The sequence below is a fragment of the Pradoshia sp. genome, from assembly GCF_051873915.1.
Taxonomy (GTDB): Bacteria; Bacillota; Bacilli; order Bacillales; family Pradoshiaceae; genus Pradoshia.
The window spans coordinates 10,433-35,211 of record NZ_JBJEFJ010000086.1 but is presented as its reverse complement, the minus strand read 5'-3'; the positions used below and the strand labels follow the sequence as shown (position 1 = coordinate 35,211).

Genomic DNA, 24,779 nt, shown 5'->3' with positions numbered 1-24,779 from the left:
AATCCCCCTCATAAATCGATTTATTCTTAGTTACGTAATGGCTTGCCTTTAACGAGCATGTGCTGCATACGAGCTTGTGATTTAGCTTCTTGAACAAGACTGATGAAAGCCTCGCGCTCAAGGTCAAGCAAATACTGCTCATCGACCTCAGTGCCATATGGAACCTTGCCTCCTGCAAGTACATAGGCAATCTTCTGCGCAATCTTCAAATCATGCTCAGATATATAGCCGGAATAAAGCATCGTTTGTGCCCCTAGCAGCAGGGCTGCATATCCAGGCTCACCGGATACAGGTATTTTCTTGCGAACCGGCGGCTTATAGTCTGTATTGGCTAATCCTAAAACGACCTGCTTCGCATCATATAATTGATGATCAGGATTGGCACTTACGCCGTCTGCCGCATTCAAGAAGTTATTATCACGGGCTTCTTCACCGGATGTGGATACCTTCGCTGTGGCAATGGTTTCAAATACCTTGATGGCTATTTGGGTAAGGTCAAAGTCTACCCCATTTGGCAGGCTGCTCAAATGTTTGATATACAATTCCTTATTTCCGCCTCCCCCAGGAAGCAAGCCGACTCCTGTTTCAACAAGACCCATATAGGTCTCAGATGAGGCCTGAATGCGGGCTGCCGGCAAGCAAATTTCTGCTCCTCCGCCCAGTGTCATATTGTGCGGTGCAGCTACTACTGGTTTCTTGCTATATTTAATCTTCATCATCGCTTGCTGGAATTGACGAATAATCATATCAACATCAAATATATTGTCATCCTGAACTTCCATGAGAATCATGGCCAAGTTGGCACCGACACAGAAATTCTTGCCCTGGTTGCCAATTACCAAGCCTTTGTAATTCTTCTCGACTTCATCAATCGCATAATTAATCATTTGGATAATGTCAAAACCAATCGCGTTATTTGGTGAATGGAATTCAAGCAAGGCAACACCATCGCCGAGATCAATCAGGCTGGCGCCGCTGTTTTTCTTAATAACTCCTTTTTGCTTTTTGAGCTGCTTCAAGTTAATCGCTTTCTCATTAACAGCGACTTCCTTGTAGTCTCCATTTATATAGAAGAGCGTGCCATTCTCCCCTTCTTTATAGAAGGAGGTGTGGCCAGCTTCAAGCATTTCTTTCACCCACGCAGGAACCGTCATACCCTCTTCTTCCATCTTAGCTACAGATTTCTCAACCCCAATGGCATCCCAGATTTCAAACGGCCCAAGCTGCCAGCCGAAGCCCCACTTCATCGCTTGGTCAATTGCGACGATATCATCTGCAATCTCACCTAATAATTGTGCTGAGTACACAAGTGTTGGGCTAGTGATATTCCACAATAATTCCCCCACGCGGTCTTTCGCATAGACAAGTGATTTCAATTTACGAGCTGCGCCTTTCGCCTGCTTCGCCATCTCTAGTGATGGCGCTTTCAGTTTCTTGCGCTCTGTATATTCAAGCGTAGATGGGTCCAGCTCAAGAATCTCTTTCCCCTTCTTTAGGTAGAATCCTTGGCCTGATTTGCTTCCGAGCCATCCATTTTCAAGCATTTTTGTCATGAACTCTGGTATTTCAAATACGTTCTTTTCTTTTTCATTGCTGACATTGTCATAGACATTCCTCGCAACATGCGCAAATGTATCAAGACCGACTACATCAAGCGTTCTAAATGTCGCACTCTTCGGACGTCCAATCAGCGGGCCTGTTACAGAATCAACCTCGCCAACACTGTAACCCCTTTCAATCATTTCCTGGACAGTGACGAGCAAGCCATAGGTTCCAATTCGGTTCCCGATGAAGTTCGGTGTATCCTTCGCCTCTACGACTCCTTTGCCAAGTACATCCTCACCAAACAATTTCATCGCCTTTAAGACCTGCGGGTCGGTATCCTTTGTCGGGATAATCTCCAATAGCTTTAAGTACCGCGGCGGATTAAAGAAGTGAGTTCCAAGGAAATGCTTCCGGAAGTCCTCTGAGCGTCCTTCTGCCATCGCTTCGATTGAAATGCCGGATGTATTGGAACTGATAATCGACCCAGGCTTTCTATATTCATCTATTTGAGCAAATACACTTTGTTTAATATCCAATCTTTCAACAACTACCTCAATGATCCAATCACAGTCACCGATATTCGGTAGGTCGTCCTCGAAATTTCCTGCTTCGATTAATGATAGGTTTTTCTTTGAAGTCAGTGGTGCAGGCTTTTGTTTGACTAATTTTTGAATCGCTGTTTGGGCTAGTCGGTTACGAACTTGCTTATCTTCGAGTGTAAGCCCCTTCTTTTGTTCGTCTCCAGAAAGCTCTCTCGGAACGATATCTAGTAGCTTAACTGGAATCCCCAGATTGGCTAAATGTGCGGCAATCCCAGATCCCATTACTCCGGAGCCTAATACGGCTGCTTTTTTAATTTGAAGGTTCAACATTAATCCCCCTTTAATTTGAATGAATGCTCATTCATTTTTAACTCAAAAAAATTTGAAAATTAATATCCTATATTTATAAATATAAGAGATATTTGTAAATTCTGCAATGAAAAAGCCATAAAAATGGTATTTTTGTTTTGCATCATTTAGTAAAAGCTATATGTGGAGGTGATTCACTAATGGCTCGATTAAAGAAAAATCCATCTAAAGCAGGTGTCAGTGCGGCAAGCGTGAAAGGAGACGCTGGACCGCATGTAGAAAAGCGTTATGGAAAGTCCAACAGCCAGAATAGTCAATTCAAAAAATAATGGACCCCATACCATTATATGAATGGTACAGGGCCCATGAACCTTGTTTGCCTAATTAAACGGTGTACATTTTATTATATTCCATGGAAACCCTTGTTCCTGCTTTTCCTTCAAGGGCTTCCACAACTTGATCAAGGGAGGTAATGATTGTTGTTCTGCCTTCCCTTGATTCTGCGAATTGAATGGCGGCCTCAACCTTTGGAAGCATGCTTCCCGGTGCGAATTGCCCTTCCGCCGCATATTCTTTTAACTGTTCCGTACCAACTTCTTCAAGCATCAGCTGGTTCGGTTTATTGAAATTGATATAAATATTGTCTACAGCTGTAAGAATGAGGAAAACATCCGCATCAACAAGCTCAGCTAGCTTCTCTGAAGCAAAGTCCTTATCAATTACAGCCTCGACTCCGATTAATTCTCCATTCTTTTCTACGACCGGTATTCCGCCGCCGCCTGTTGAGATGACAATTTTGCCGTCTTCAACAAGTGTATTGATGCTTTTATGCTCTTGAATGCTGATCGGCTTTGGTGAAGGAACTACCTTTCTCCAGCCGCGTCCTGCGTCCTCTTTTACAGAAGCCCCTGTTTCGGACATCATTTTTTCTGCTTCTTCTTTTGTATAGAAAGGACCAATCGGCTTTGTCGGATGAATGAAGGCAGGATCATTCTCGTCAACCACTACTCGTGTAACAATGCCGACAACCTCTTTATCCAGCCCCTTTTTGGCTAATGCTTTATCCATTGCATTTTCTAGCCAATACCCGATCATCCCTTGGGACATTGCACCGCATGTATCGAGAGGCATTGCTGGATTCTTTTCACTGTCCGCTGCTTTTTGCTGCAAAAGAATATTGCCGACCTGCGGACCGTTCCCATGAGAGATTAAAATATCATTTCCTTTCTCGACAAGGCCGACAAGCTGTTCGGCTGTCTTCTCAAGCGCCTTTTGCTGTGCTTTAGCACTCGCATCTCCAGACTGTATAGCATTGCCTCCGAGAGCAATGACAATCTTTTGCCTTTTCATAAAAGAATTCCTCCTACCGTATCAAATGAATGGATTAAATTGTAATGCCTCCAGTGATCAATTCATAAATAGCCATGACCGCAAAGATAATAAGTGCGGCAGAAATCGCCAAGTCTGATTTGGTGAATACTTGTTTCACATTGGCTTCTTTTTGAACGAGATAATAAATAATGATACCTGGTGCATAGAGCAGCATAGTTAATAGTAGGTAACCGACACCGGCTGCATAGACCATCCAGATAGCATAGACGCTCGCAACAATCCCGACAACGAGATTCTTCGTACGATCGGCTGCTTTATCTTGAATGGAATATTTCAATTGATAGAATGCTGTGAAAGCATATGGAATCAAAATAGCTGATGATGCTAATGAGAATGCAAAGTTATACGCTTCCTCAGATACTAGGAATGTAAGTAAGAATACTTGGATTAATCCGTTTGTCAGCCATAGAGAATTGGATGGCGCACCATTCTTGTTCACTTTTGCAAACCAAGATGGGAATAATTTTTCTTTACCTGCCAAATATGGAATTTCAGCTGCAAGCATTGTCCAGCCTAACCAAGCTCCCAATACGGAAATGATCAAGCCAAGGTTGATGACAATAGCACCCCAAGGACCAACAATACTTTCAAGTACATAGGCCATGGAAGGGTTGCTTAACCCAGCTACATCTGCTCGAGCCATAACACCCATAGACAAGAAGGAAATTAAAATATAAATAATGAGCGTACTTACCAAACCGATAACAGTTGCTTTACCGATATCTTTTTTGTCTTTGGCACGAGTTGAAAGAACAACCGCTCCCTCAATACCAATGAATACCCATAATGTAACTAGCATTGTGCTTTTTGATTGAGCCATGACATCAGCGAATTGGAATCCGCCGCCTGTTCCCCAGAAATCATCGATGAAAATATCTGCATGAAAAGCAAAAATACCGATAATAATGAATAGGAAAATAGGAACAAGCTTAGCGATTGTTGTCACGACGTTAACAAGCGCTGCAGAGTGTACACCGCTTAATACAAGACCATGAACGAACCATAAAAGTATACTTGCCCCGATAATGGCAGCAATCGTTTGGCCGCCTTCAAAGATTGGGAAGAAATAACCGATGGATGAGAATACGAGTGTCGCATAGGCTACGTTTCCGAGCCAAGCAGAAATCCAGTACCCCCAAGCACTGTTAAACCCTAGGAATTTACCAAAACCTGCTGTAGCATAGCTAAATACCCCGCCATCCAGGTCAGGGCGTTTTTCATTCAAGTTTTCAAAAGAGAATGCTAGAGCAATCATCCCGATACCTGTGATGACCCAACCAATGATTGTGGCACCAGGTGATGCGGCTCCTGCCATGTCGGAGGCTAAGTTAAATGCTCCGCCGCCAATCATGGAACCGACAACAATCGCGATTAACGAAACCAAACCTAACTTCTTGTTACCATCCATTGTTTCTCACCTCTTTGATAAATTGTGAAGGCAGGGAAGCAAATCCCCGCCTCCTGATCTATGTGATTAATCAATATCACCCAATGTTAGGGCCATTACAGCCTTGATTGTGTGCATACGGTTTTCCGCTTGATCAAATACTTTAGAGTGTTTGCTGCGGAATACCTCATCTGTCACTTCCATTTCACTTAATCCGTGTTTTTCATGCACTGCACGGCCATAGGAAGTTTCTAGATCATGGAATGCTGGCAAGCAGTGAAGGAAAATAACATTATCATTGCCTGTTTTTCTAATCATCTCCATGTTCACTTGATATGGAGAAAGCAAGGCGATGCGTTCTGCGAATTTATCCTCTTCACCCATGGATACCCAAACATCTGTATAAATGACATCTGCTCCATTTACCGCTTCATCAACATCTGCTGTAATGGTTACACGTCCACCAGATTTCTCTGCCAATTCTCTTGCTGTCTCAACGATAGAGCTTTCAGGGAATAAAGATTCAGGAGAGCAAATTCTCACATCCATACCGACGATTGCTCCGCCAATCAGCAAGCTGTTTGCAACATTATTGCGGCCGTCTCCGACATAGACAAATTTCGCACCTTTTAAGTGGCCGATATTTTCTTTAACAGTTAAGAAATCTGCTAATGTTTGAGTCGGATGCCACATATCTGTCAAGCCATTCCATACTGGAACACCAGAGTGTTCAGCCAATAACTCTACTTTAGAATGCTCGAATCCGCGGAACTCAATTCCGTCAAACATTCTGCCAAGAACCTTTGCTGTATCTTCAATAGATTCTTTCTTTCCAAGCTGAATATCATCTTTACCCAAGTATTCAGGGTGTGCTCCTAGATCGATACAAGCAACTGTGAAAGAGCAGCGAGTTCTTGTTGATGGTTTTTCAAAAAGAAGGGCAATGTTCTTGCCAGCCATATAATGATGCGGAATGCCTTGTTTCTTCATTTCTTTCAAATTAGCCGCAAAATCAATCATGTATAATAATTCTTCTTCAGAAAAATCCTTTTCACATAAGAAACTTCTTCCTTTGAAATCTGGTTTTGTTACTAGCATTTAGACGATTCCCCTTCCATAAATGGTGAATGATTTATCTTTTAGTCGTAATTAAATATCCTCGCGTACAATCGGCATGCTCATGCAGCGTGGGCCCCCACGACCGCGGGATAATTCCGAGCTTTTGACTTCAATAACCTTAATGCCGTGTTCACGTAAGCATTGGTTAGAAATATAGTTTCGATCATATGTAACAACCACACCTGGTGCAATCGCAAGCGTGTTGGATCCATCATTCCATTGTTCACGCGCAGCTGCGATTTCATCACCGTTACCGCAAAGAATCAGGTCAAGCTCAGAAAGATTCAAGACTTCTTTCAACGCCTCTTGAAGGTTTGTGCGGTGAGTGACATTTACATGGTTTTCATCTTCACCTTTTTCAAGGATATAGATATTCATTTTACCGCCTGGGCCTTGAATCATTGGATGCATGGTGAAGCTATTATGGTCGACCATCGTGAAGACAGTGTCCAAATGCATGAATGCACGGCTTTTTGGAATTTCAATGGCTACGACTTTCTTAACTTTGTCTTGTTTAGGATGTTTGAATAGGTTCAAAGCCAAGCGCTCAATGGCTTTAGCAGATGTACGTGCTGATACGCCAATCGCAATGACTTCTTCACTCAAGACAAGCTCATCGCCGCCCTCAATTGGATTATGATAATTGCGATCAAGCCAAACTGGAATATCATGACCCGCAAATCTTGGGTGATGCTTAATGATATATTCCATGAACATAGATTCACGGCGACGAGCAGGCTCTCTCATATTATTAATAGTTAAGCCATTGCCGATTGAAGCAGCAGGGTCGCGTGTGAAATAAAGGTTTGGCATTGGATCGGTGTAGAATGGATAATGATCCTCCATCATTTCATACAAATGTTTTCTCTTCTCAATCTCAAGCTCATTCTTGCGAATACCGGCCATAATTTTATTGACCATATCGAGATTAGAGAATGATAATAAATACTCTTGAAGATTCTCAAAAGTTTGAGGACTTGTCGCATTGCTTTCTTTTAGCATACGGCCGACAAATTCCTTTTTAATTTCCGGGTTGGTTAATGATTCGGCCACCAAGTTTTCAAGGTACAAAACTTCAATGCCCTGGTCTTGCAAGGTCTTAGCAAAATAATCATGTTCTTCTTGGATTTTAGGTAAATAAGGGATATCATCGAAAAGCAATCTCTCTAGATATTCCGGGGTTAAGTTTTCTACTTCTTGACCTGGACGTTTTAACATCACAGTTTTTAATTTCCCAATTTCTGAAGTTACATGAATAGGGGTGCTCAATCTCCTTACCTCCCGCGTTTGATTTAACTTACAAGTTAATTATAAGAAACACTCCATTTTAAAATTGTGATAATTTTCACATAAAAAGTGTGTAAAATCTCACAAAATTCTTTATAATTAGCGAAATAACCGTATGATTATTTAAACACCATCTAAGAAAGCGCTTACCTAAAACGAAAAATTGAATAAAAAGCTGTATAATACACATCTTCTATTCAAAAAAATTTTTTTAATGACTTAGCGTAACCATCCGATTTTCTACTACTTTTGCCTGTTCCTTCGTTTTGCAAATAATGAGGCATGTATCATTCCCGCAGATTGTGCCAGCTTTTTCTGTCCAATCCAGCTCATCCAATACTGCTCCAATTGTTTGAGCATGGCCAGGCAGCGTCTTTAAAATGATAAAATACTCAATTCGCTCCATTCCAATTAGCGCATCTTCTAGCTTTTTACGTAATTTCATCGTATCTAAATATTTATACTCAGCTATGAAACCATATCGGGTACCGCCCGATTTCGCAGGATATTTTGCTAGGTTCAGTTCGCGAATATCCCTTGAGATCGTTGCCTGTGTTACCTCAAGCCCATTCTTCGCCAATTCCTCCACAAGCTGTTCCTGTGTCTTAATTTCATTTTGAGTAATCACTTTCTTTATTAAGGCATGTCTTTCTTTCTTGTTCATCATCGTCATCCTTTCTCATGTTGAACTGCATAAGAGGCCTATCCCCATTTGACTGGACATAGACCTCCCCCTTTAGCCTTCTATATAAAATGTCGGTATCTCACCCTTATCCGCCATATCTTCAGGAGAGAAGGTTACCTTTACAGCTTTCTTCTCACGCTGCTGCAAATAAGCCGTCTCAACCTTTTTTGCCTTCAAGCCTGCTTCCTTTGGAAATACGAGACTGATATGCTGGGAATGATGCTGGAAATTCCGAAGGACAATCGAGCATTCCACCATTCCGTTATCCGTCAATTCTGTGCATGAGCTTTCATCCTGAATATAGACGACGGCCTCCGCACCTGATTGGCCGGAATGCGCATATACCTCTTCCCCCATTTCGAAAAGGTTGTTAAAGGCAATAGACGGTACGATGACAGCCAATATCAAGACAGCCGGCTCCATAAAACGATATTTCCTTCGATGGGCAGGATATTCCTCGGCAAACCATTTCACGAGCAGCAATACGCCAATAAATTGGATAAAGGCAGCCAGCAGCCATATATTAGAGAGACCCAGAAATCCCTCCGTTGGCAATGAGAACTCTTCAAACAACTGGCTTCCGACCATTGACTTCTGACCTGGAAACTGTAGTACAAGAGCCAGACCAGTCACATAGACAACGGCTCCCAATACATTATAGGACACTTTAATCATTGTAGCACTTCCATTCTAGCCAATGTTATTAGTCCTATAATACTGGTTATATATGTGTGTTTTCAAATAATATGTATCTTAAGACCTATATAACTAGTTTTTCAAAATATTGGGGCTCGTGTATGTAAATCATTTTCTCCTTGATGGTTAGTTTTTTTTCCCGTTTCAATTTATTAATGACAAGGCTGGCCGTTTCTCTTGATGTACCTGACAGCACCGATAACTTAGAAGTTGTAAAAGGAAAATCAATTCGTATATAATCTGGATACTCTACTCCAAGGTCCATCATTAAATAAGAAATTGAATTTAACACCCTCTCCTGTGCATTAGGAATAATGCCATGCTGTATTCGCTTCTCCTGCCCTTCGAGAATTTTTCCATATTCCTTAATTACTTTTTGCAGCAGCCGATTATGCTTGGACAAAAAGCTTTCAAACACATCTGTAGACAGGTAGACAACATGGATATCTGTTTCGGCAATAGCAGAATGACAATATTCCTTGCTTCCCGTAAATAAGCCATTATAAGGAAACAACGTATCCTTCTTTATGTATTGATTATATTGCATACTGCCCTGCTTATTTGACTTTTCCAGCGTGACATAACCATCAAGCAAATAATAGATTCTTTGCCTCGGATCTCCCTGCCAAAAAAGATACTGTCCCTTCTTGAGTGTTCTTTCGTATAAAAATGGTTCTAATACACTTAAATCTTGCTTACTTAAAGACGAGAACAATTCCTTTCCCTTAATAAGATCAATGATTTCACCGCTCATAATGTACACCCGCTTCATCCTATTTTTGTGCTTGCTTCATTGTCCTGATTCTTGTTTCAAACATTTCTGCAATACCCATCAATTGTTGACAGACGGAACTGTACTTCCTTGCTACCTTTATTGTATTACGAGTAATTAGTACTAAATGATCTCTGAATTTATTATATCAAAATAATAAAATGGTATGTAGAGAGTTTCCTACATACCATTCATGTTTTAGATGATTCATTTATACAAATCGAGCTTGATTAAGCTGGCTCAAAGCATCATTCAGCAAGCTCTCCCACCCTGCCTGACTAACAGCAACCATTGAGGATGTACCGATATTTACATTAAATTCACCTAGATCTCCAGTCAATTTGTAGTAGTCGCCTAATTTAAGAAGTTCCTTATGCAGGGTCCTTTCAAGATCAATAGCTTCATTGCCAAATAGTCCGGATAAGATCACACCAAATAGATTGCCGTCAAGCTTCACAGCTTTTCCTCCATATCGCTCAATCACTCTCAACACTTCTGCTGCATCCTTCAAGAGATTCTTTCCTACGGAAAAATCTATCATCCGTCTTGCCTCAAAGGAAAAATCCAAGGTAATAATCATCAATGTTACGGGTGTGCCCGATTTCCTTGAAAATTCCCATAATTCCGTCAAATAAGAGCGGAAATACCTGGAATTGGGCATATTTAATGAACAGTCTGTCAGAGCTAATACCTGAAGCTCTTCATTTTTCTTCAAAAGACGAAAAACATTTTCTTTCTGTTCAGTTATTTCAAGAAAACCTACCAAAACCTTCTCCATCTCTCCTGTCCCATTCAGCACAGGAGTAGCAGATGCTTCAATCCAGATACTCTTGTTCAATGATGGATGTGATAGTCTCATCGTTCTTTTCTTACTATGGTTTCTTGTATTAAACGTCACAGTGAGCGGCATATCCTCTATGAGAATACCTTTACCTTGATCATCTGTGATTTCCCACTCCGTGTTCAACAGTGGAAAAGGCGATGCTAGTTGCTCCTTAGAGAACATGTTCAAAATATCCAGAGCTACTTCATTCATTTCACACACATTTCCATTCCGGTCATAGATAATCACACCATAGTCAATCTCGTTCATACCAATAGCCCAATCCTCTTTTTCCACTGAGCTTTTCCATCCTCCTGAGAAAATGGCGGTACAGAGCAGAGCAATAAGAAGTAATACAAGTATAAGTGTCGGCAGCCAATGCACATAAAGGACAGACTCTGTCCAGTGGTAAAGCGCTGCCATTTGAAGAATGCTGAAAAAGAATAATAGCATAATTATGTACAGAAAAATCTTCCTCCATTGCTCTTCCATCATCTCTACTATCTTTCGCTTCATATTTGGCCACCAAAACTTTCCCTCGTATTTATCATTTTCTACATTAGGCCTGTATTCTTTTTATCTTTCTATTTATCATAGGTTAGTTCACAGTATATTTCTACCATTTTTTCATATTGTCCTACAAAGAAAAAAGAAGGGATGAATCCCTCCTTTTCTTCATGAAGTTGAAAACATATATTTCTTATGGTGATATCGGATGCTGAAAATCAGTCCTAGTGCCATCATATTACCAAGGAGTGAACTCCCCCCATAGCTTAAGAATGGCAATGGAATACCAGTGATTGGCAATAAGCCGATCGTCATTCCAATATTCTCGAACACGTGGAAGGTCAGCATGCAAATGACACCGACGCAAATATACGTATTATATTCATTCTTCGTTTCAAGTCCGATTTTAGTCATATTATAGACAAGCATAAAGTAAAGAATAATCACAATGCTTGCACCAAGGAAGCCATATTCCTCGCCAATGACAGCAAAGATAAAGTCTGTATGCCCCTCCGGCAGGTACACTTCACGGTTCCCAAATCCTTTGCCCGAGGTCGTTCCTGACCCAATGGCCAGTAAGGATTTAATTAATTGATACCCCTCTGAGGAGGTATAATTGTACGGATCCAGCCACGCATAAATCCGGCCAAATTGGTATTGTTTCACGTGGAAGTATTTCTCCATAATATCTGGATGCCAGACAACGAGATAAAAAATCACGCCAACCAGCAGGAAGCCTCCCCCGAACATCGGCACGAGCATCTTCCATGTTATCCCTGATACGAATATCATTCCAATCATGATGGCAATCATAACGAGTGAGGTTCCAAGGTCAGGCTGCTGCATGACGAGCAATAATGGTGCTCCTGTCGTTAATCCTATCTTCATCAGCAGTATAAAATCCGTCTGCAAAGTCCTGATACGGTGCTTTGCATGATGGTTTTGTATAAGGGCTGACAAGGCCATAATCAAAAATACCTTCATCATCTCCGAAGGCTGGATAGAACCCACCCCTGGGAATTGATACCAGCTCTTTGCCCCATTTCGAATCGGTGCCAAGGTTTCTGGAGCTACAATAAGTCCGAGTAAGAGAAGGAGACCAAAGCCATATAAATACCATGACATCTTCTTCAGCTGATCCGCATCCAATGTCATAATTAAAAAGGCAATTGTCAATCCGACCACGTACCACATGATTTGTTTTACGACAAAGTTTTCCCCATACTGACCGGTTGTCTGGGCACTATATATGGCCAGACAGCTCGTGACAAATAGAAGGAAAATGATGAACAAAAGACCGTAATCGATCTTAGACGTGAAATTTCGATTATTATTGTTAGACATGTAAACCCACCATATTCATCCTAAAGTTAAGGTAAAGCCATACCCCTTATTATACTTGAACAGGCTAAAATCACAACTTAAAGGATATCAGCCAATTTTATAACCTAAAGTTAATATTATACACTTTTTGATACCAATGAGCATCCATTTCTTTTTTGCACACCATTTTGTACCAGTTTCAGATTTCCCGTTATTAAGAAAAATAAAGAGGGTAAAGAGAAAAAAGCGAAGAAAGAAGGAGGAGTATGTCATGGAACGAAAATCGAAACAAACATTCCAGCATACATATATTCCTTTAACCTCCATGACCAGCGGAATGGGGATTGAAGTCAAGGAAGATATTTATGTACTGAACACCCAGATTGTGAATGTTATATTAGTCGGCCAGCCGAACCAAGAGGACTTCGTGTTAGTGGACGCAGGAATGCCCAAGGCCGATGATGAGATTATCGAAGCTGTCGAAAAACGCTTCGGCGAAGGCAGCAAGCCGAAGGCCATTATTCTGACACACGGGCACTTCGATCATGTCGGGGCACTCGAGGCCTTGCTTGAGAAATGGGATATCCCCGTTTATGCACACAAACTGGAGCTTCCCTACTTAACCGGACAGCGCAATTACCCTGAACCGAATACAAAGGCTGCCGGCGGACTTGTACCAGACATCGCCCGTTTCTTCCCGAATCATGGTATTGACATAGGCAATAAGGTACAGCCATTGCCAGACGACGGAACCGTTCCTTATATGCCCGGCTGGCAATGGCTACACACACCCGGTCATACACCTGGCCACGTCTCTCTCTTCCGTGAAGAAGATTGCTTCCTGATTGCCGGGGATGCTTTCGTTGGAGTTAAACAAGAATCCTTATATAAGGTTCTTACGCAGAAGCAGGAGATCAGCGGGCCGCCAGCCTACTTCACTACTGACTGGGAAGCTGCTCGTGAATCCGTCCGAAGACTGAATGACTTGAAACCTAAATATGCTGTCACTGGCCATGGGCTGCCGTTGTTAGAAGAATATTTATCACATAAGCTGGATGAACTTGCTGTACATTTTGATGAAATAGCCAAGCCCCAGAAGCGTATATATGAAGAAACATGAATAAAGAAAAGGAACCACTCCCGAATGCTTCACCAGGATGGTTCCTTTCTTGTTAACCCTGCTTGCTGCAGGAATTATGAGCGTTCCCAAGGACGATTAGTATTAAAGAATTCTGCGAGTTCTTTACTTTGCTTACGGTGTTCCTTCCGTTTAGCTGCTCTAAAGGCTGCAGTTTCGTTCAATTTCTTTTCTTCTTCCGTTTCCGGAATGACTTTTGGCACTCGTGTCGGCTTTCCGCTCTCATCCATCGCAACAAATGTCAAGAAGGCTGTGGCAGCTATTTTGCGTTCACCTGTCATTAAATGCTCGGCAGTGACCTTAACGAACACTTCCATGGAACTATTCCCTGTCCAGCTCACATAGGACTCCAAGCAGACAGAATCCTCCGGAGAGATAGGAGCTAAGAAATCGACAGAGTCGGTAGAAGCCGTTACAACAGCGTTCCGACAATGCCGCGTCGCCGAGATAGAAGCTGTCATATCAATATCACTCATAAGTTTTCCGCCAAATAATGTGTTATGATCATTTACATCACTCGGAAAGATTCGGCTTGTTTTTACTACTCTGGATTCATTACACGTTTTTGTTTCCATTATCCTCTTACCTTCTTTCTAGAAAACCAAATGCCAGTCATTGGCAGGATTTGAATAACAATATTTAATTTTAACAAACTATAAAATACGAATCAAATAACGGTGATTACTGTGAAATATGGTTTCATGTTTATTTTATATTTCTGGAGGGGTCCCATATGAACAAAGCTGATTTAAACGAAGCGCTGCAGGCTGAAAAAGCCAGATTAGCAGACATCGTTTCCTTAATAGAGAAAAGAGCTGAGTCTGTGAGAAATTCACAGGGCGGAGTCAGACAGGATGTAACAGAGATCCGCCAAACCTTCTGGGACGACGTAACCGTTAATATTGACGACCCGGAGGACGCTGTGGAAACACTGGCGAGTATCCGCCAGCAGGCAGAGCTCTTGTCCGAACGTGAACGGGCACACGGCCATATGAGCAGACAGCTGAAGACATTGAATCTCCTCAAGGATTCTCCTTATTTTGGACGTGTTGATTTTCACGAAGAAGGAGAAGCAATCACTGATATTGTCTATCTCGGCATTTCATCATTGATGGATGATGCGAAGGAGAATTTCCTTATTTATGACTGGCGGGCACCAATCTCAAGCATTTATTATGACTATTCGCCCGGACCTGCTCAGTATGAAACACCTGGCGGCATCATCAAAGGAGAAATGGAGCAGAAAAGGCAATACATTATTAAGGGTGGACAGCTGAAAAGCATGTTCGATACAGGCATTACAATTGGGGATGAAATTCTGAAGGAAGTGCTTGGCAAAAATGCAGATAGCCAGATGAAGAATATCGTTGCCACCATCCAAAAGGAACAAAATACGTTGATTCGAAATGACAAAAAGCGCTACCTTGTCGTTCAAGGGGCAGCCGGCAGCGGCAAGACGTCCGCCGCCCTGCAAAGGGTTGCCTTCCTTCTATACCGGCATGTTCATGAGATTAAGGCTGATAATATCCTGCTCTTTTCCCCTAACCCGCTATTTAGCAGCTACACAGCCACTGTTCTTCCATCACTCGGAGAAGACAATATGCAGCAGGTTACCTTCTTTGATTACATGGCGAAAATGATTGGGGACGACTATGAAGTCAGCGACCCGTTTGAGCAAATGGAATACGTCCTGCATGAGGAAGATGATGATTTCTACGAGGCTAGACTTGAAGCCATCCGCTACAAAAATACACTGGAATTTAAGGCACTGCTTGACCAATATATCCAATCTCTCAGCCATGCCGGGCTTCAGTTCAGAAATATCAATTTGCGTAAGAAGACACTGATAACGTCTTCTGCTATAGCTGACTATTTTTATTCCCTTGATTCATCGCTCTCCATCCAGAACCGCCTAGAGTTTGTAAAGGACTGGCTTCTAAAGGAACTGTACAAAATCGAAAAATTGGAGCGCCGTTCCGAATGGGTAGAGGAGGAGATTGAGCTTCTGGATACAGCAGACTACACCAAAACCTTCCAGTTTTTGCGCAAAAGGAAATCCTATACAGAGGAGACATTTGATGATTTTGACAGGGAACAGCAAGAGCTGGCCAAAAAGGTTACCCATAAATACTTCAAGCCGATTCGAATAGCCGTTAAGCAATTCCGTTTCTTGAATGTCAAGAAGATGTACAAAGACTTGTTTCAGGAAAATATCGCTGAGCAGCTGAAAATGGAAGCTTCTATTCCAGCCAGCTGGGGAGAGATTGGCGGAATTACCCTTAAGGAAACAGGTCAAAATCGCCTTCCATATGAAGATGCTGCTCCGTATCTATACTTTAAAGAAGAGCTTGAAGGGGTGAGAACAAACAGACTGATTCGCTACCTTTTCATTGATGAAGCACAAGATTACTCTGCCTTCCAGCTCGAAGTCATTCAACGGCTCTTTCCAAATGGGCGCATGACGATATTAGGAGATATGAATCAAGCCATTTACGCCCATTCCTACGGAGCACCGACACTGCTGTCAGAGGAACTTTACCCAGCCGACGAAACGGAAAGAATTATCTTATTGAAGAGCTATCGTTCCACACGCCAAATCATTGACTTCACCAGTGCCATTCTAGGTGATATTCAGATTCAGCCCTTCAATCGAAATGGAATGCTTCCTGTCCTCTATCAACGAACCGACATTGATGCATCCTTTAAGCTGATCACTCAGCTGCTAAAGAGCCTGCAGGAGGCTGGACACCAAACCATCGCTATTATATGCAAAACACAATACGAGGCGGATATGGCCTTTGAAAGGTTAAAAGGGATTGAATTCGTTCAACTGATGGACAAATCCATTTACAGCTTCACAAAGGGCATTCTCATTCTTCCAGCCTATTTGGCAAAAGGGATTGAATTCGATGCAGTTATTATCTTTAATGCATCGAAGGATCAATACTATCGTGAACAAGAACGGAACTTATTCTATACAGCCTGTACGCGTGCGATGCATGAGCTCCACCTTCTTTCATGCGGAGAGCCAAGTCCATTTATCAAAGATGTTCCTAATAACTTATATGAATTAAGATGACCAAATGACATACAAAATCCCCTCGCACATTGGCTGCGAGGGGATTTATTCTTACCTTCTTATGGATGACCAGGCAAGTAGATGGTGAATGTTGTGCCTTCCTTCGGCTTGCTCTTGACCCGTATCGAGCCATGCATGGACTTCACAATCCGATAGACAGCTACCATCCCTAAGCCCGTACCCTTGACACCTTTAGTAGAAAAATAAGGCTCACCAAGCCGGCTGATCTGTTCATCATTCATCCCGATTCCTGTATCAGATATGGTAATATTAATTCCTTTCTTGATTGGCTCTGCCTTCAAAATCAGGACACCGCCCTCCTGCATGGATTCAATTGCATTCTTTACGAGATTAACGAAGCATTGCTGGAATAAATGCTTTTCTCCATTCACGTAAAACACAGGTACATGACATTGAATAAAGACCGCATTCATATTCGCAAGCGGCTTCACAATTTCAATCACCTTGAGAATCTCAGATTGGATTTCAATGGTTTCCTGCAGTTCCATAGAAGGCTTTGCAAAGGCAAGATAATCATTGATGATATTCTCTGCCCGATTCAATTCAGATATGGCTATATCAATAAATTGCTGCTTCTTCTCTGCCGGCAGGTTATCATCACTCTTTAATAATTGCAAAAACCCCTTTGTTGCTGTTAAAGGGTTGCGAACTTCATGAGAGATTGATGCGGCCAAATGACTGACAGCCTGAAGTTTCTCCGTGTTGATGATCTCCCGCTTCAGCATTCTGCTCCTCTTTAAATTCTCCATATAATACACTAAGCCGAGAAGTCCTCCTATATAGACAAGCATATAGAGAATGCTGTCGAGCCATGTCCACCTATTGGAGAAAAGGCCGTTCGCCAAGGACATACTGATAATGGAGGAAATCAGCGCAATTAAAAAGGCTTGCGTATATTTCTTTTTTATTGGAATCTTAATATAGATTTTTCGTAAATAGAGTGAGATTAACAAAGGCGGCAAACTCGTCATGATGGTATAAAGTCCTTGCAAAGGATGGATCAATGTCGACATGACAGTTAAAAGAATAAACAGCATGGTTCCTATCCAGGCACGACCATACAGTACTCCGATAATCACAACCAGATCCCCGATATGCAGGGAGAGGGATGAATTTATTTCAGAAACAAAAAATAGCCTATTGATGAGGAGGCTGCCAGCAAGCGCGATAAATAAGGCCAAATAGTTGTTATTTTCGTCCGTTTCCCTTTTTACCTGCCAAAAATAATTAATTTGTACGCAGATCAAGATGATAAACAAGTTGATGATGAAACTTTCAACAAGGTCATTGATCATATTTTTCTCCCTTTTGAATAGGTTGGCTTATAATGAAGTTTAGTGGAAAATAAATGCAATGTAAATGTAAAATGACATTTTTTTCTAAATATTCTTACAGTAATATATTTTGTAACTCCAAATATTCGAGTCTATCCGTCTTTTTTCCCCTTTTTATCATTTATTCCCCTATATTTCTTCACCATAAAACCGTTGTTACTTTTTTCTATTGATTATCATGATCATCAGTAAATATGAATGTCCTATCTCCTGTCGAATCCCATCTTAACTTCGGAGATATTCCTTATCATTTTGGATAATGCTAAGGGATCACGAAATGAACTGTCCATGCACCTATCCAACTTTAACTATATTTAAATAATCTATACTTTCTAGCTCATCTTAAGGAAATACAGGCATAAAGAAAGACAGATTCTGACGAATCTGTCTGAATAGCCTAAAGAAACTTGAGTCTATCAAGCTTCTTTAGCGAAATCTTCTCTATTCAAATAACGTTTACTATCCTAGGGGGAAAGATAGCAACAATTATTCACAAAGGGTTATGTTATTGCTCTGTTACCGTTACGGATACGGTTTTTTCCGCTCCATCACGGTATAGTTTGATTTTTACGGTATCCCCGCTCTTTGTATGGCTGTATAGGTATTTTCTGAACTCACTGAGAGTCGAAACCTCTGTATCATCGACTGAGACGATCACATCATATGTTGCGATGCCAGCTTTATCAGCAGGTGACCCAGCTTCAACTTGCGTAACCACCAGCCCTTCTGACACGTCAGCTGGAAGGTTAAGCTGACGCTCCAGTACGTATTGCGGAATCTCTGCAATAGACTGCAAGCCTACGCCCACATAAGCGCGTTGGACGGATCCGTCAGCAAGCAGATCATTCACAATTGTTTTGACCTCTTGAGTTGGGATGGCAAATCCAATCCCTTCTACATCTTCCGAGGAGATTTTCATACTGTTGATTCCAATGACCTGACCGCTTGAGTTCACAAGTGCTCCTCCGCTGTTCCCTGGGTTGATGGCAGCATCCGTCTGGATAACATCCATATCCCATTCACCAGCTGATGTAGAAACAGTCACTGTACGCTGCAGGCCGCTGATAATTCCTTGTGTCACTGAACCAGAGAAATCTAAGCCAAGCGGATTTCCGATAGCAAGCACTTCCTGTCCGACACTCAATTTATCGGAATCCCCGAATTCTGCTACCTTCGTGACATTCTTACTGCTGATTTGCAAGACGGCAAGGTCTGTCAGCGCATCTGTACCAACAAGCTTAGCTTCCACTTTTGTTTCATTAGCTAAATATACTTCAATGGTATCAGCATCTTCAATTACGTGATTATTCGTAACAATATAGGCATAATCGCCTTCCTTCTTAAAGATGACACCTGAACCAGTTCCGCTTTCTTCCTTGTCTGAGCTCTCCCCTTCAGTGGTCGGTAATCCATAGTTATAGTAGTTTTCTGTGCTCATTTTCTGGATATTGACGACCCCCACAACAGCAGGGGATACTTCTTCGATCATCTTAATTGTGTCACTTGTGGAAATGGCTGTCTCATCAATTTGCAGCCCATCCTTATCATCAACTTGGGCAACGGCAGTTTCAACTGATTCTACGGTTCCATCTCCGCTGCCAGGCAGGAATCCGGTTAAATCAACAAATCCAAAATAAGAACCAGAGCCAAGGACAATCGCTCCTCCAAGAATGGCTGTAATCACAGGTGTAAGCCATCTTTTTCTGCTTTTCGATGACTGGCTTTCATGAGGCTCTTGTTTGTCCGGTTGTTCGTTGCTAATAACAGGCTCAATTGATTCCTCAGCTGCATGATCGTATGGCCCTTTGCCAATTTGGCTGGAATCAAGCTCATGATATCCCTGATAGGATACATAGGTCGGATCAATAGAACGGCTCGTTGGCTCAGCTTCTGTTGTTTCATTTATCGTTTCTTCATCATTTCGCTTTGTTTCTTCCCATTCATCACGTTCATTTCGGTTAGTGAAATCCATCTAATTCCTCTCCTTACCTATTATGCTGAAAGTATATGAATTAATGATTACGTTAAAATAATAGTTTCCTGACTACATTACCTACTATACCCACACTTTGTGTCAGAGGTATGTCAGCGTGTAATATTTTTATAAAATGATACCTTTATTATAAATGGAAGTCTATTCTTGTGTTTCCTTTAATAAATGGAAAAGCTGGCGATGGTCTCCGCCAGCTTCCGCCTCTTTATTCATCCCTGTAAGGAAGATTGATGGTAAAGGTCGTCCCTTCCCCGTTGCTTTTTAAAAGCTTTAGGTCGCCTCCCATGGCTCTTGCCAGCATCTTGCTGAAAGGCAGGCCGAGCCCCAAGCCTCTTACCTTATATTTCTTTTCTTCACCGCGGTAGAAACGCTCGAAAATCAAATCCTGCTCAGCATCAGGGATTCCTGTGCCATTATCCTGAACATCAATCGCCAGCCATTCACCATCCGTCGGGTGAATGGTGATCGTGATTTTTCCATCCCCCTGAATAGCCTGCTTTGCATTATTAAGCAGGTTAATGAGAATTTGCTGGAGACGAAGCGTATCAGTATACACTTCGAAGTCTTCCTCAGGCTTATCGATGGCAACCTCTATATCAGAATTATCTTGAATAATGCTCCATTGATAGACCATCTCTTTCACGCTTTCTCCAATGAAGCATGGTTTTTTATTCACTGGAATGGCGTTTGCCGCAAAAGAATTGAAATCAAGCAAATCCCCGACCATCTTCTGCAGACGATTCGTCTCCTGCAAGGAAATAGCAAGAAACTCCTTTGCTTCTTCTCCTGTAACAACCTTATCGTTCACTGCCTGCAGGAGGCCGCTGATAGAGGTGACAGGGGTTTTCAATTCATGCGTCACCCCGGCAAGCAGCTCAGCCCTAATGGATTCCAGCTGTTCAAGCTTAAGGGCCATTTCTTTAAATGAATGAACTAGATCATACACCTCTTGTTCTCGTACCCTTTCATTCAGCTCAACATCGTAATTACCTGCTTCGACTTCCTTTGCTGCCTTTGCTACATTCTCAATCGGCTTAAGCAGACGTTTAGACAGGAAGTATATCGCTGCCCAGCCAAGCATTGCTGCACTGAGAATCATCAGAAAGAGCAACTTGTATTCCTGGTCGACAGCAGTCAGCTCTGCCTCCGACTGGATGACTACGACCCAGCCAAGAACGGAATTATTCAAGGTAATCGGTCGTTTGATGAGATAATAATCTCTCCCGCCAATATTGTTTAATTTTCTTACCTCATCCTCGCTCGAAATTAACTTCTCCGAAAAGGATGAAATCCTTAAATGATTCTCTGAGCGGTTCTCCATAAGAATCGTACCGGACGGGTCGACGATATAAATGGATGGACTACCGCTTGTTTCAAGTAATTTTTTCCGATTATAAAATAATTCATCATTTCCATCGGTCGGTATATCGGTCCCAACTATTTGATCAAGCATTCGCGCAGCCACTTCCTCCGCCAAATATTGATCAATCTCAAGGTTTTTATTTAAAGTAGATTGCCGGATGATAATTCCCGTGACGAAGCCAATCACCGCCAAGCCAATCACAAGCGTAACGAGATAGCGTATTGTCCAATAGCGCAGGAGGCTGATCCTTTTTTGTTCCTCCTGCTCCTTAGCCCACTTATTTTTCCATGCATAGGTGAGATGGGTGATTTTAGTCTGAAGTTTATTTTTTATCGAAGACACTTAACTGATACCCCAATCCCCGCAAAGTTTTAATTTCTCCTTCTGTACTAGGCCAATTTTTCAAGGCTTTTCTCAATCTCTTAATGGATAAATCAACTGCCCGGTCACTGCCATCATAATCCAGACCCCATACATGTTCAATCAACTGGTCCCGTGTGAATAATTGATTGGGATGCTGACTCAAAAAAATGAGCAGTGCGAGATCACGTGGAGTCAAATCCAATTCAATACCATGCAAAGTGACCGAATGAGCCTTCATATTGATGGTTAATGAACCAAATTGCTTCCGTTCTTTATCATCAATGACCTGCACTGACCTTCTAAGTACAGCCTGTACCCTTGCGACAACCTCATCACCGACAAACGGCTTCGTAATATAATCATCTGCTCCATCATTCAAGCCTGTGAGCCGGTAGTTCACATCACCAAGGGCTGTCAGCATAATCACCGGGCATGTGCTTTCTATGCGGATCTCCTTCAAGATATCCCAGCCGCTTTTACCAGGAAGCATCACATCGAGCAGCACCAAATCCGGCTTATACTCGTGGAATTCATCGATTGCCTCTTCACCTGTATAAACTTGTTTCGTCTCATAGCCCGCTTTTTTCAAATATGCCTTTAACACTTGGCTGATTGCGATCTCATCTTCAACAATCAAGATTTTATGCATGCTGCAACACTCTCCCGCTAAAAACGAATAGGACAAAAATCCCCGAAATGTCCGGAGATTTTTGTTTTACTCTTATTTTACACCATTACGGGTTCTTCCTTATTTGAAATCGTGATTTCACCTTTTGATAAGCGAATATTCACATCCGAAATCTTGGCCAGATTAGTATCATGCGTTACAACAATGACACATTTTCCTTCTTTATGAGCCAGATCAAGGAATAAGTCGATGATTTCCTTCGCTGTGTCCTCATCCAGGTTTCCTGTTGGCTCATCGGCCACAATCAATTCCGATTGGCAGCACAGAGCCCGCGCAATTGATACACGCTGCTGCTGGCCGCCGCTCAAGGTAAGCACACGCTGATGAGCCTGCTTCTCATCGATCCCGACCTTCTGAAGCATTTCCAGTGCATAGGCCTTGCGATTATCCACCTTAGTTCCCGTTATTTCCATAGCGGTCGTGATATTTTGCAGGGCCGTCATATAAGGGAGCAGATTGTATGCCTGGAAGACAATAGAAACATATTTATTTCGAAATTTGGAATAACCGATTTTTTTGATATTCTTTCCTTCATACAGCACTTCCCCATCCTTCGGCATATCCAGCGCACTCGCTAATGCCAGGAAGGTTGTCTTCCCAGACCCGGAAGGACCGACAATGGTATAGAAAAGGCCTTTATTAAAGGATACATTAATTTTCTTTAGTATGTCTTGCCTCTTATTCTCAAACTTATACCAATAACTTACATCCTTAAATTCCAGTAAATTCGTCATTCATTTCTCCTCCTTAATCCTGTCTTGAAAGAATCGCTTTCGGCTGCAGTCTAAATACAGATAATGATGGAATTAATGTTGCGATGACCGCAATCAACAAACCAATTCCCGTCAGTTTAGCGAGATCGGATGGCGTCACTTGAACATCTAAGTCAACCGTTGCCGCCTCTGCGTCAGCTGCACCAGCTTGTCCGCCAGGACCACCGAAACCGCCTGGAGCACCCATGCCTCCGCCGCCCATTTGCATTCCTTTGCCGCCAAACTGATTCGTATCTGCACTAGAACTTGCTGAAGCTTCCTCTTGTTGTGATAGAAGCTGGTCACCAATCTTATCAGCCACTAAATTACCTGTCAGGGAGGCTATCCCAATCGCAAAGATCGCAACAATAAGAATCTCGACGATAAATTGTCCAATTAACTTGCTCTTTTTCTCACCAATGGCAAGAAGGACACCCATTTCATATTTTCGTTCCCGAATGCCAAGCATCACAATTAATCCAAGAATAATTGCACCTGCAATGGTCACTAAATATACAATGTTTTTTGAAAATGAGGCGACATTATTGATTGGCTCTACCATTTGCTGATAAAGGTCATCATTTGCATCCAGCTTAAATGTATCGAAATCAATGACATCCATTGCCTTTGCATCCTCAATGAAGGAATCTGTATCAGCAGGATCTGCCATGTAATATGTAGCGCTATCAATTGTGCCCTCATAATCTTCGCCTTTCATTTCATTGGCTACTGTATAAGGAACATAGATTTTATTGTATGGGTTCATGGAAGTAAAACTCATCCCCATCGAATCAGTCGATGTGGAAGTCGTTTTGTAGATTCCGATAATCTCGACTTTTACTGTTGTATCTTCATCGCTTGTAGAGGCAACTTCAATGGTATCACCGACAGATAAATCATTTTCCTCTGCTAATGTTTCCTCAATGATGGCGACATTTTTACCAATATGCTCATCAGAAATATGCGTTCCCTCTGTCATTTCTGCATTTCCATCCATGAAATCACTTGTTGCATCTGTGAAAACAACCCCTTGCAGGGTAACATCTGCATCGCTCATGCCGTTATCAGGCATTTTTCCACCCATTGGATTCGAATTACTCGAACTGGCACTTGATGATGTTTCAATAGGGTCAAAGCTGCTGGCCGCTGCCTGTGTGCGAGAAGTGAAATTATAGCCGCTTAATTGGGATAAGGTCGTTAATTTCTCCGCATCCTCTACCTCTACAGGCGTTTGAGCAAAACGAAATGACTCACGGTCTTCCTCTGAACCAGCACTTTCCCTTGCTTCACGCTGCTCCTGCATCATTTTCTCTTGGTCATAGCTCAGTGTGACGGTCCCGCCAAGCTGCTGTTTAGCAAGCTCTGCTGATTTCTCTGCCGCACTCTGAATAGATAACCCGCTCAATACCAAAACGCAAATGACCGTAAAGACAAATAACTGTAATATGCTTTTGCCCTTCTTGGCCTTTACGCTCAAGAATGCTCGTTTGATAAAGTTCATCCTTCTTCTCCGTCCTCTCTATCTAACGTCAGTTATGTAACTAACCTGTCTATCACTTTAAAACGGAATTGTGTCAATTAAATGTCGGACGTGAAATTTTTTCTGTTTAGTCGCCCTTGAAAGGATGCACAGACCTATCATTTGAACGAAAGGCTCTGTT

At 42.1% G+C, this 24,779-nt stretch carries 20 protein-coding genes; 3 read left to right on the top strand and 17 right to left on the bottom strand.

Features of this window, described 5'->3' with window-relative positions:
- Positions 1-26 precede the first annotated feature (26 nt).
- The gene (locus ACI35L_RS08080; RefSeq protein ID WP_439802636.1) at positions 27-2,417 is read right to left on the bottom strand and encodes a 3-hydroxyacyl-CoA dehydrogenase NAD-binding domain-containing protein; all 2,391 of its coding nucleotides are present in this window, start codon (positions 2,415-2,417) and stop codon (positions 27-29) included.
- A gap of 179 nt (positions 2,418-2,596) precedes the next feature.
- On the opposite strand from ACI35L_RS08080, the gene ACI35L_RS08075 reads away from it, so the two are divergent.
- On the top strand, positions 2,597-2,725 hold the full coding sequence (locus tag ACI35L_RS08075) for a YuzL family protein (protein ID WP_082196992.1): 129 nt from the start codon (positions 2,597-2,599) through the stop codon (positions 2,723-2,725).
- Positions 2,726-2,780: 55 nt separating this feature from the next.
- Here the strand turns inward: ACI35L_RS08075 and arcC are convergent, their stop codons facing one another.
- The 9 genes from arcC to rodA all read right to left on the bottom strand — a co-directional run bounded on the left by arcC (position 2,781) and on the right by rodA (position 12,408).
- Positions 2,781-3,746, bottom strand: coding sequence for a carbamate kinase (gene arcC, locus ACI35L_RS08070; protein ID WP_439802635.1), 966 nt, complete (start codon positions 3,744-3,746; stop codon positions 2,781-2,783).
- 34 nt (positions 3,747-3,780) lie between these two features.
- Positions 3,781-5,196 (bottom strand): arginine-ornithine antiporter, encoded by a 1,416-nt coding sequence (arcD, locus tag ACI35L_RS08065; RefSeq protein ID WP_049669613.1) that lies wholly within the window; start codon positions 5,194-5,196, stop codon positions 3,781-3,783.
- 66 nt (positions 5,197-5,262) lie between these two features.
- A complete protein-coding gene (gene argF, locus ACI35L_RS08060) occupies positions 5,263-6,273 on the bottom strand; it encodes an ornithine carbamoyltransferase (RefSeq protein ID WP_439802634.1) in 1,011 nt (336 codons plus the stop codon).
- 51 nt (positions 6,274-6,324) lie between these two features.
- Positions 6,325-7,563, bottom strand: coding sequence for an arginine deiminase (gene arcA / locus ACI35L_RS08055; protein ID WP_082196991.1), 1,239 nt, complete (start codon positions 7,561-7,563; stop codon positions 6,325-6,327).
- Between the two features lie 229 nt (positions 7,564-7,792).
- Entirely contained in the window at positions 7,793-8,248 is a 456-nt protein-coding gene (gene argR, locus ACI35L_RS08050) for an arginine repressor (protein ID WP_439802633.1), read from the bottom strand.
- Positions 8,249-8,317: 69 nt separating this feature from the next.
- Positions 8,318-8,941, bottom strand: a complete 624-nt coding sequence (locus ACI35L_RS08045; protein ID WP_439802632.1) for a hypothetical protein — start codon at positions 8,939-8,941, stop codon at positions 8,318-8,320.
- 85 nt (positions 8,942-9,026) lie between these two features.
- Entirely contained in the window at positions 9,027-9,716 is a 690-nt protein-coding gene (locus ACI35L_RS08040) for a Crp/Fnr family transcriptional regulator (protein ID WP_197089895.1), read from the bottom strand.
- Between the two features lie 229 nt (positions 9,717-9,945).
- Entirely contained in the window at positions 9,946-11,073 is a 1,128-nt protein-coding gene (locus ACI35L_RS08035; RefSeq protein ID WP_439802631.1) for a diguanylate cyclase domain-containing protein, read from the bottom strand.
- Between the two features lie 159 nt (positions 11,074-11,232).
- Positions 11,233-12,408: a rod shape-determining protein RodA gene (rodA, locus tag ACI35L_RS08030; protein ID WP_049669607.1), complete on the bottom strand. Its 1,176-nt coding sequence runs from the start codon at positions 12,406-12,408 to the stop codon at positions 11,233-11,235.
- 250 nt (positions 12,409-12,658) lie between these two features.
- Between rodA and ACI35L_RS08025 the strand changes: the two genes are divergently transcribed.
- Positions 12,659-13,507, top strand: a complete 849-nt coding sequence (locus ACI35L_RS08025) for an MBL fold metallo-hydrolase (RefSeq protein ID WP_049669606.1) — start codon at positions 12,659-12,661, stop codon at positions 13,505-13,507.
- A gap of 74 nt (positions 13,508-13,581) precedes the next feature.
- Here ACI35L_RS08025 and ACI35L_RS08020 read toward each other — a convergent pair whose 3' ends face one another.
- Positions 13,582-14,100, bottom strand: coding sequence for an acyl-CoA thioesterase (locus ACI35L_RS08020; RefSeq protein ID WP_439802630.1), 519 nt, complete (start codon positions 14,098-14,100; stop codon positions 13,582-13,584).
- Between the two features lie 158 nt (positions 14,101-14,258).
- Here ACI35L_RS08020 and helD point away from each other — a divergent pair, with 158 nt between their 5' ends.
- Positions 14,259-16,604, top strand: a complete 2,346-nt coding sequence (helD, locus tag ACI35L_RS08015; RefSeq protein ID WP_439802629.1) for an RNA polymerase recycling motor HelD — start codon at positions 14,259-14,261, stop codon at positions 16,602-16,604.
- Positions 16,605-16,663: 59 nt separating this feature from the next.
- On the opposite strand, the gene ACI35L_RS08010 is transcribed toward helD, so the two are convergent.
- The 6 genes from ACI35L_RS08010 to ACI35L_RS07985 form a co-directional block, all read right to left on the bottom strand.
- Positions 16,664-17,920: an ATP-binding protein gene (locus ACI35L_RS08010; RefSeq protein WP_439802628.1), complete on the bottom strand. Its 1,257-nt coding sequence runs from the start codon at positions 17,918-17,920 to the stop codon at positions 16,664-16,666.
- Between the two features lie 544 nt (positions 17,921-18,464).
- The gene (locus ACI35L_RS08005; protein WP_439802627.1) at positions 18,465-19,931 is read right to left on the bottom strand and encodes a S1C family serine protease; all 1,467 of its coding nucleotides are present in this window, start codon (positions 19,929-19,931) and stop codon (positions 18,465-18,467) included.
- A gap of 226 nt (positions 19,932-20,157) precedes the next feature.
- The gene (locus tag ACI35L_RS08000) at positions 20,158-21,657 is read right to left on the bottom strand and encodes an ATP-binding protein (protein ID WP_439802626.1); all 1,500 of its coding nucleotides are present in this window, start codon (positions 21,655-21,657) and stop codon (positions 20,158-20,160) included.
- A complete protein-coding gene (locus tag ACI35L_RS07995; RefSeq protein WP_049669602.1) occupies positions 21,638-22,327 on the bottom strand; it encodes a response regulator transcription factor in 690 nt (229 codons plus the stop codon). Before ACI35L_RS07995 ends, ACI35L_RS08000 begins: the two co-directional genes overlap by 20 nt.
- Positions 22,328-22,404: 77 nt before the next feature.
- Entirely contained in the window at positions 22,405-23,100 is a 696-nt protein-coding gene (locus ACI35L_RS07990; RefSeq protein ID WP_439802625.1) for an ABC transporter ATP-binding protein, read from the bottom strand.
- Between the two features lie 13 nt (positions 23,101-23,113).
- Positions 23,114-24,619, bottom strand: coding sequence for an ABC transporter permease (locus ACI35L_RS07985; protein WP_439802624.1), 1,506 nt, complete (start codon positions 24,617-24,619; stop codon positions 23,114-23,116).
- Positions 24,620-24,779: the final 160 nt, after the last annotated feature.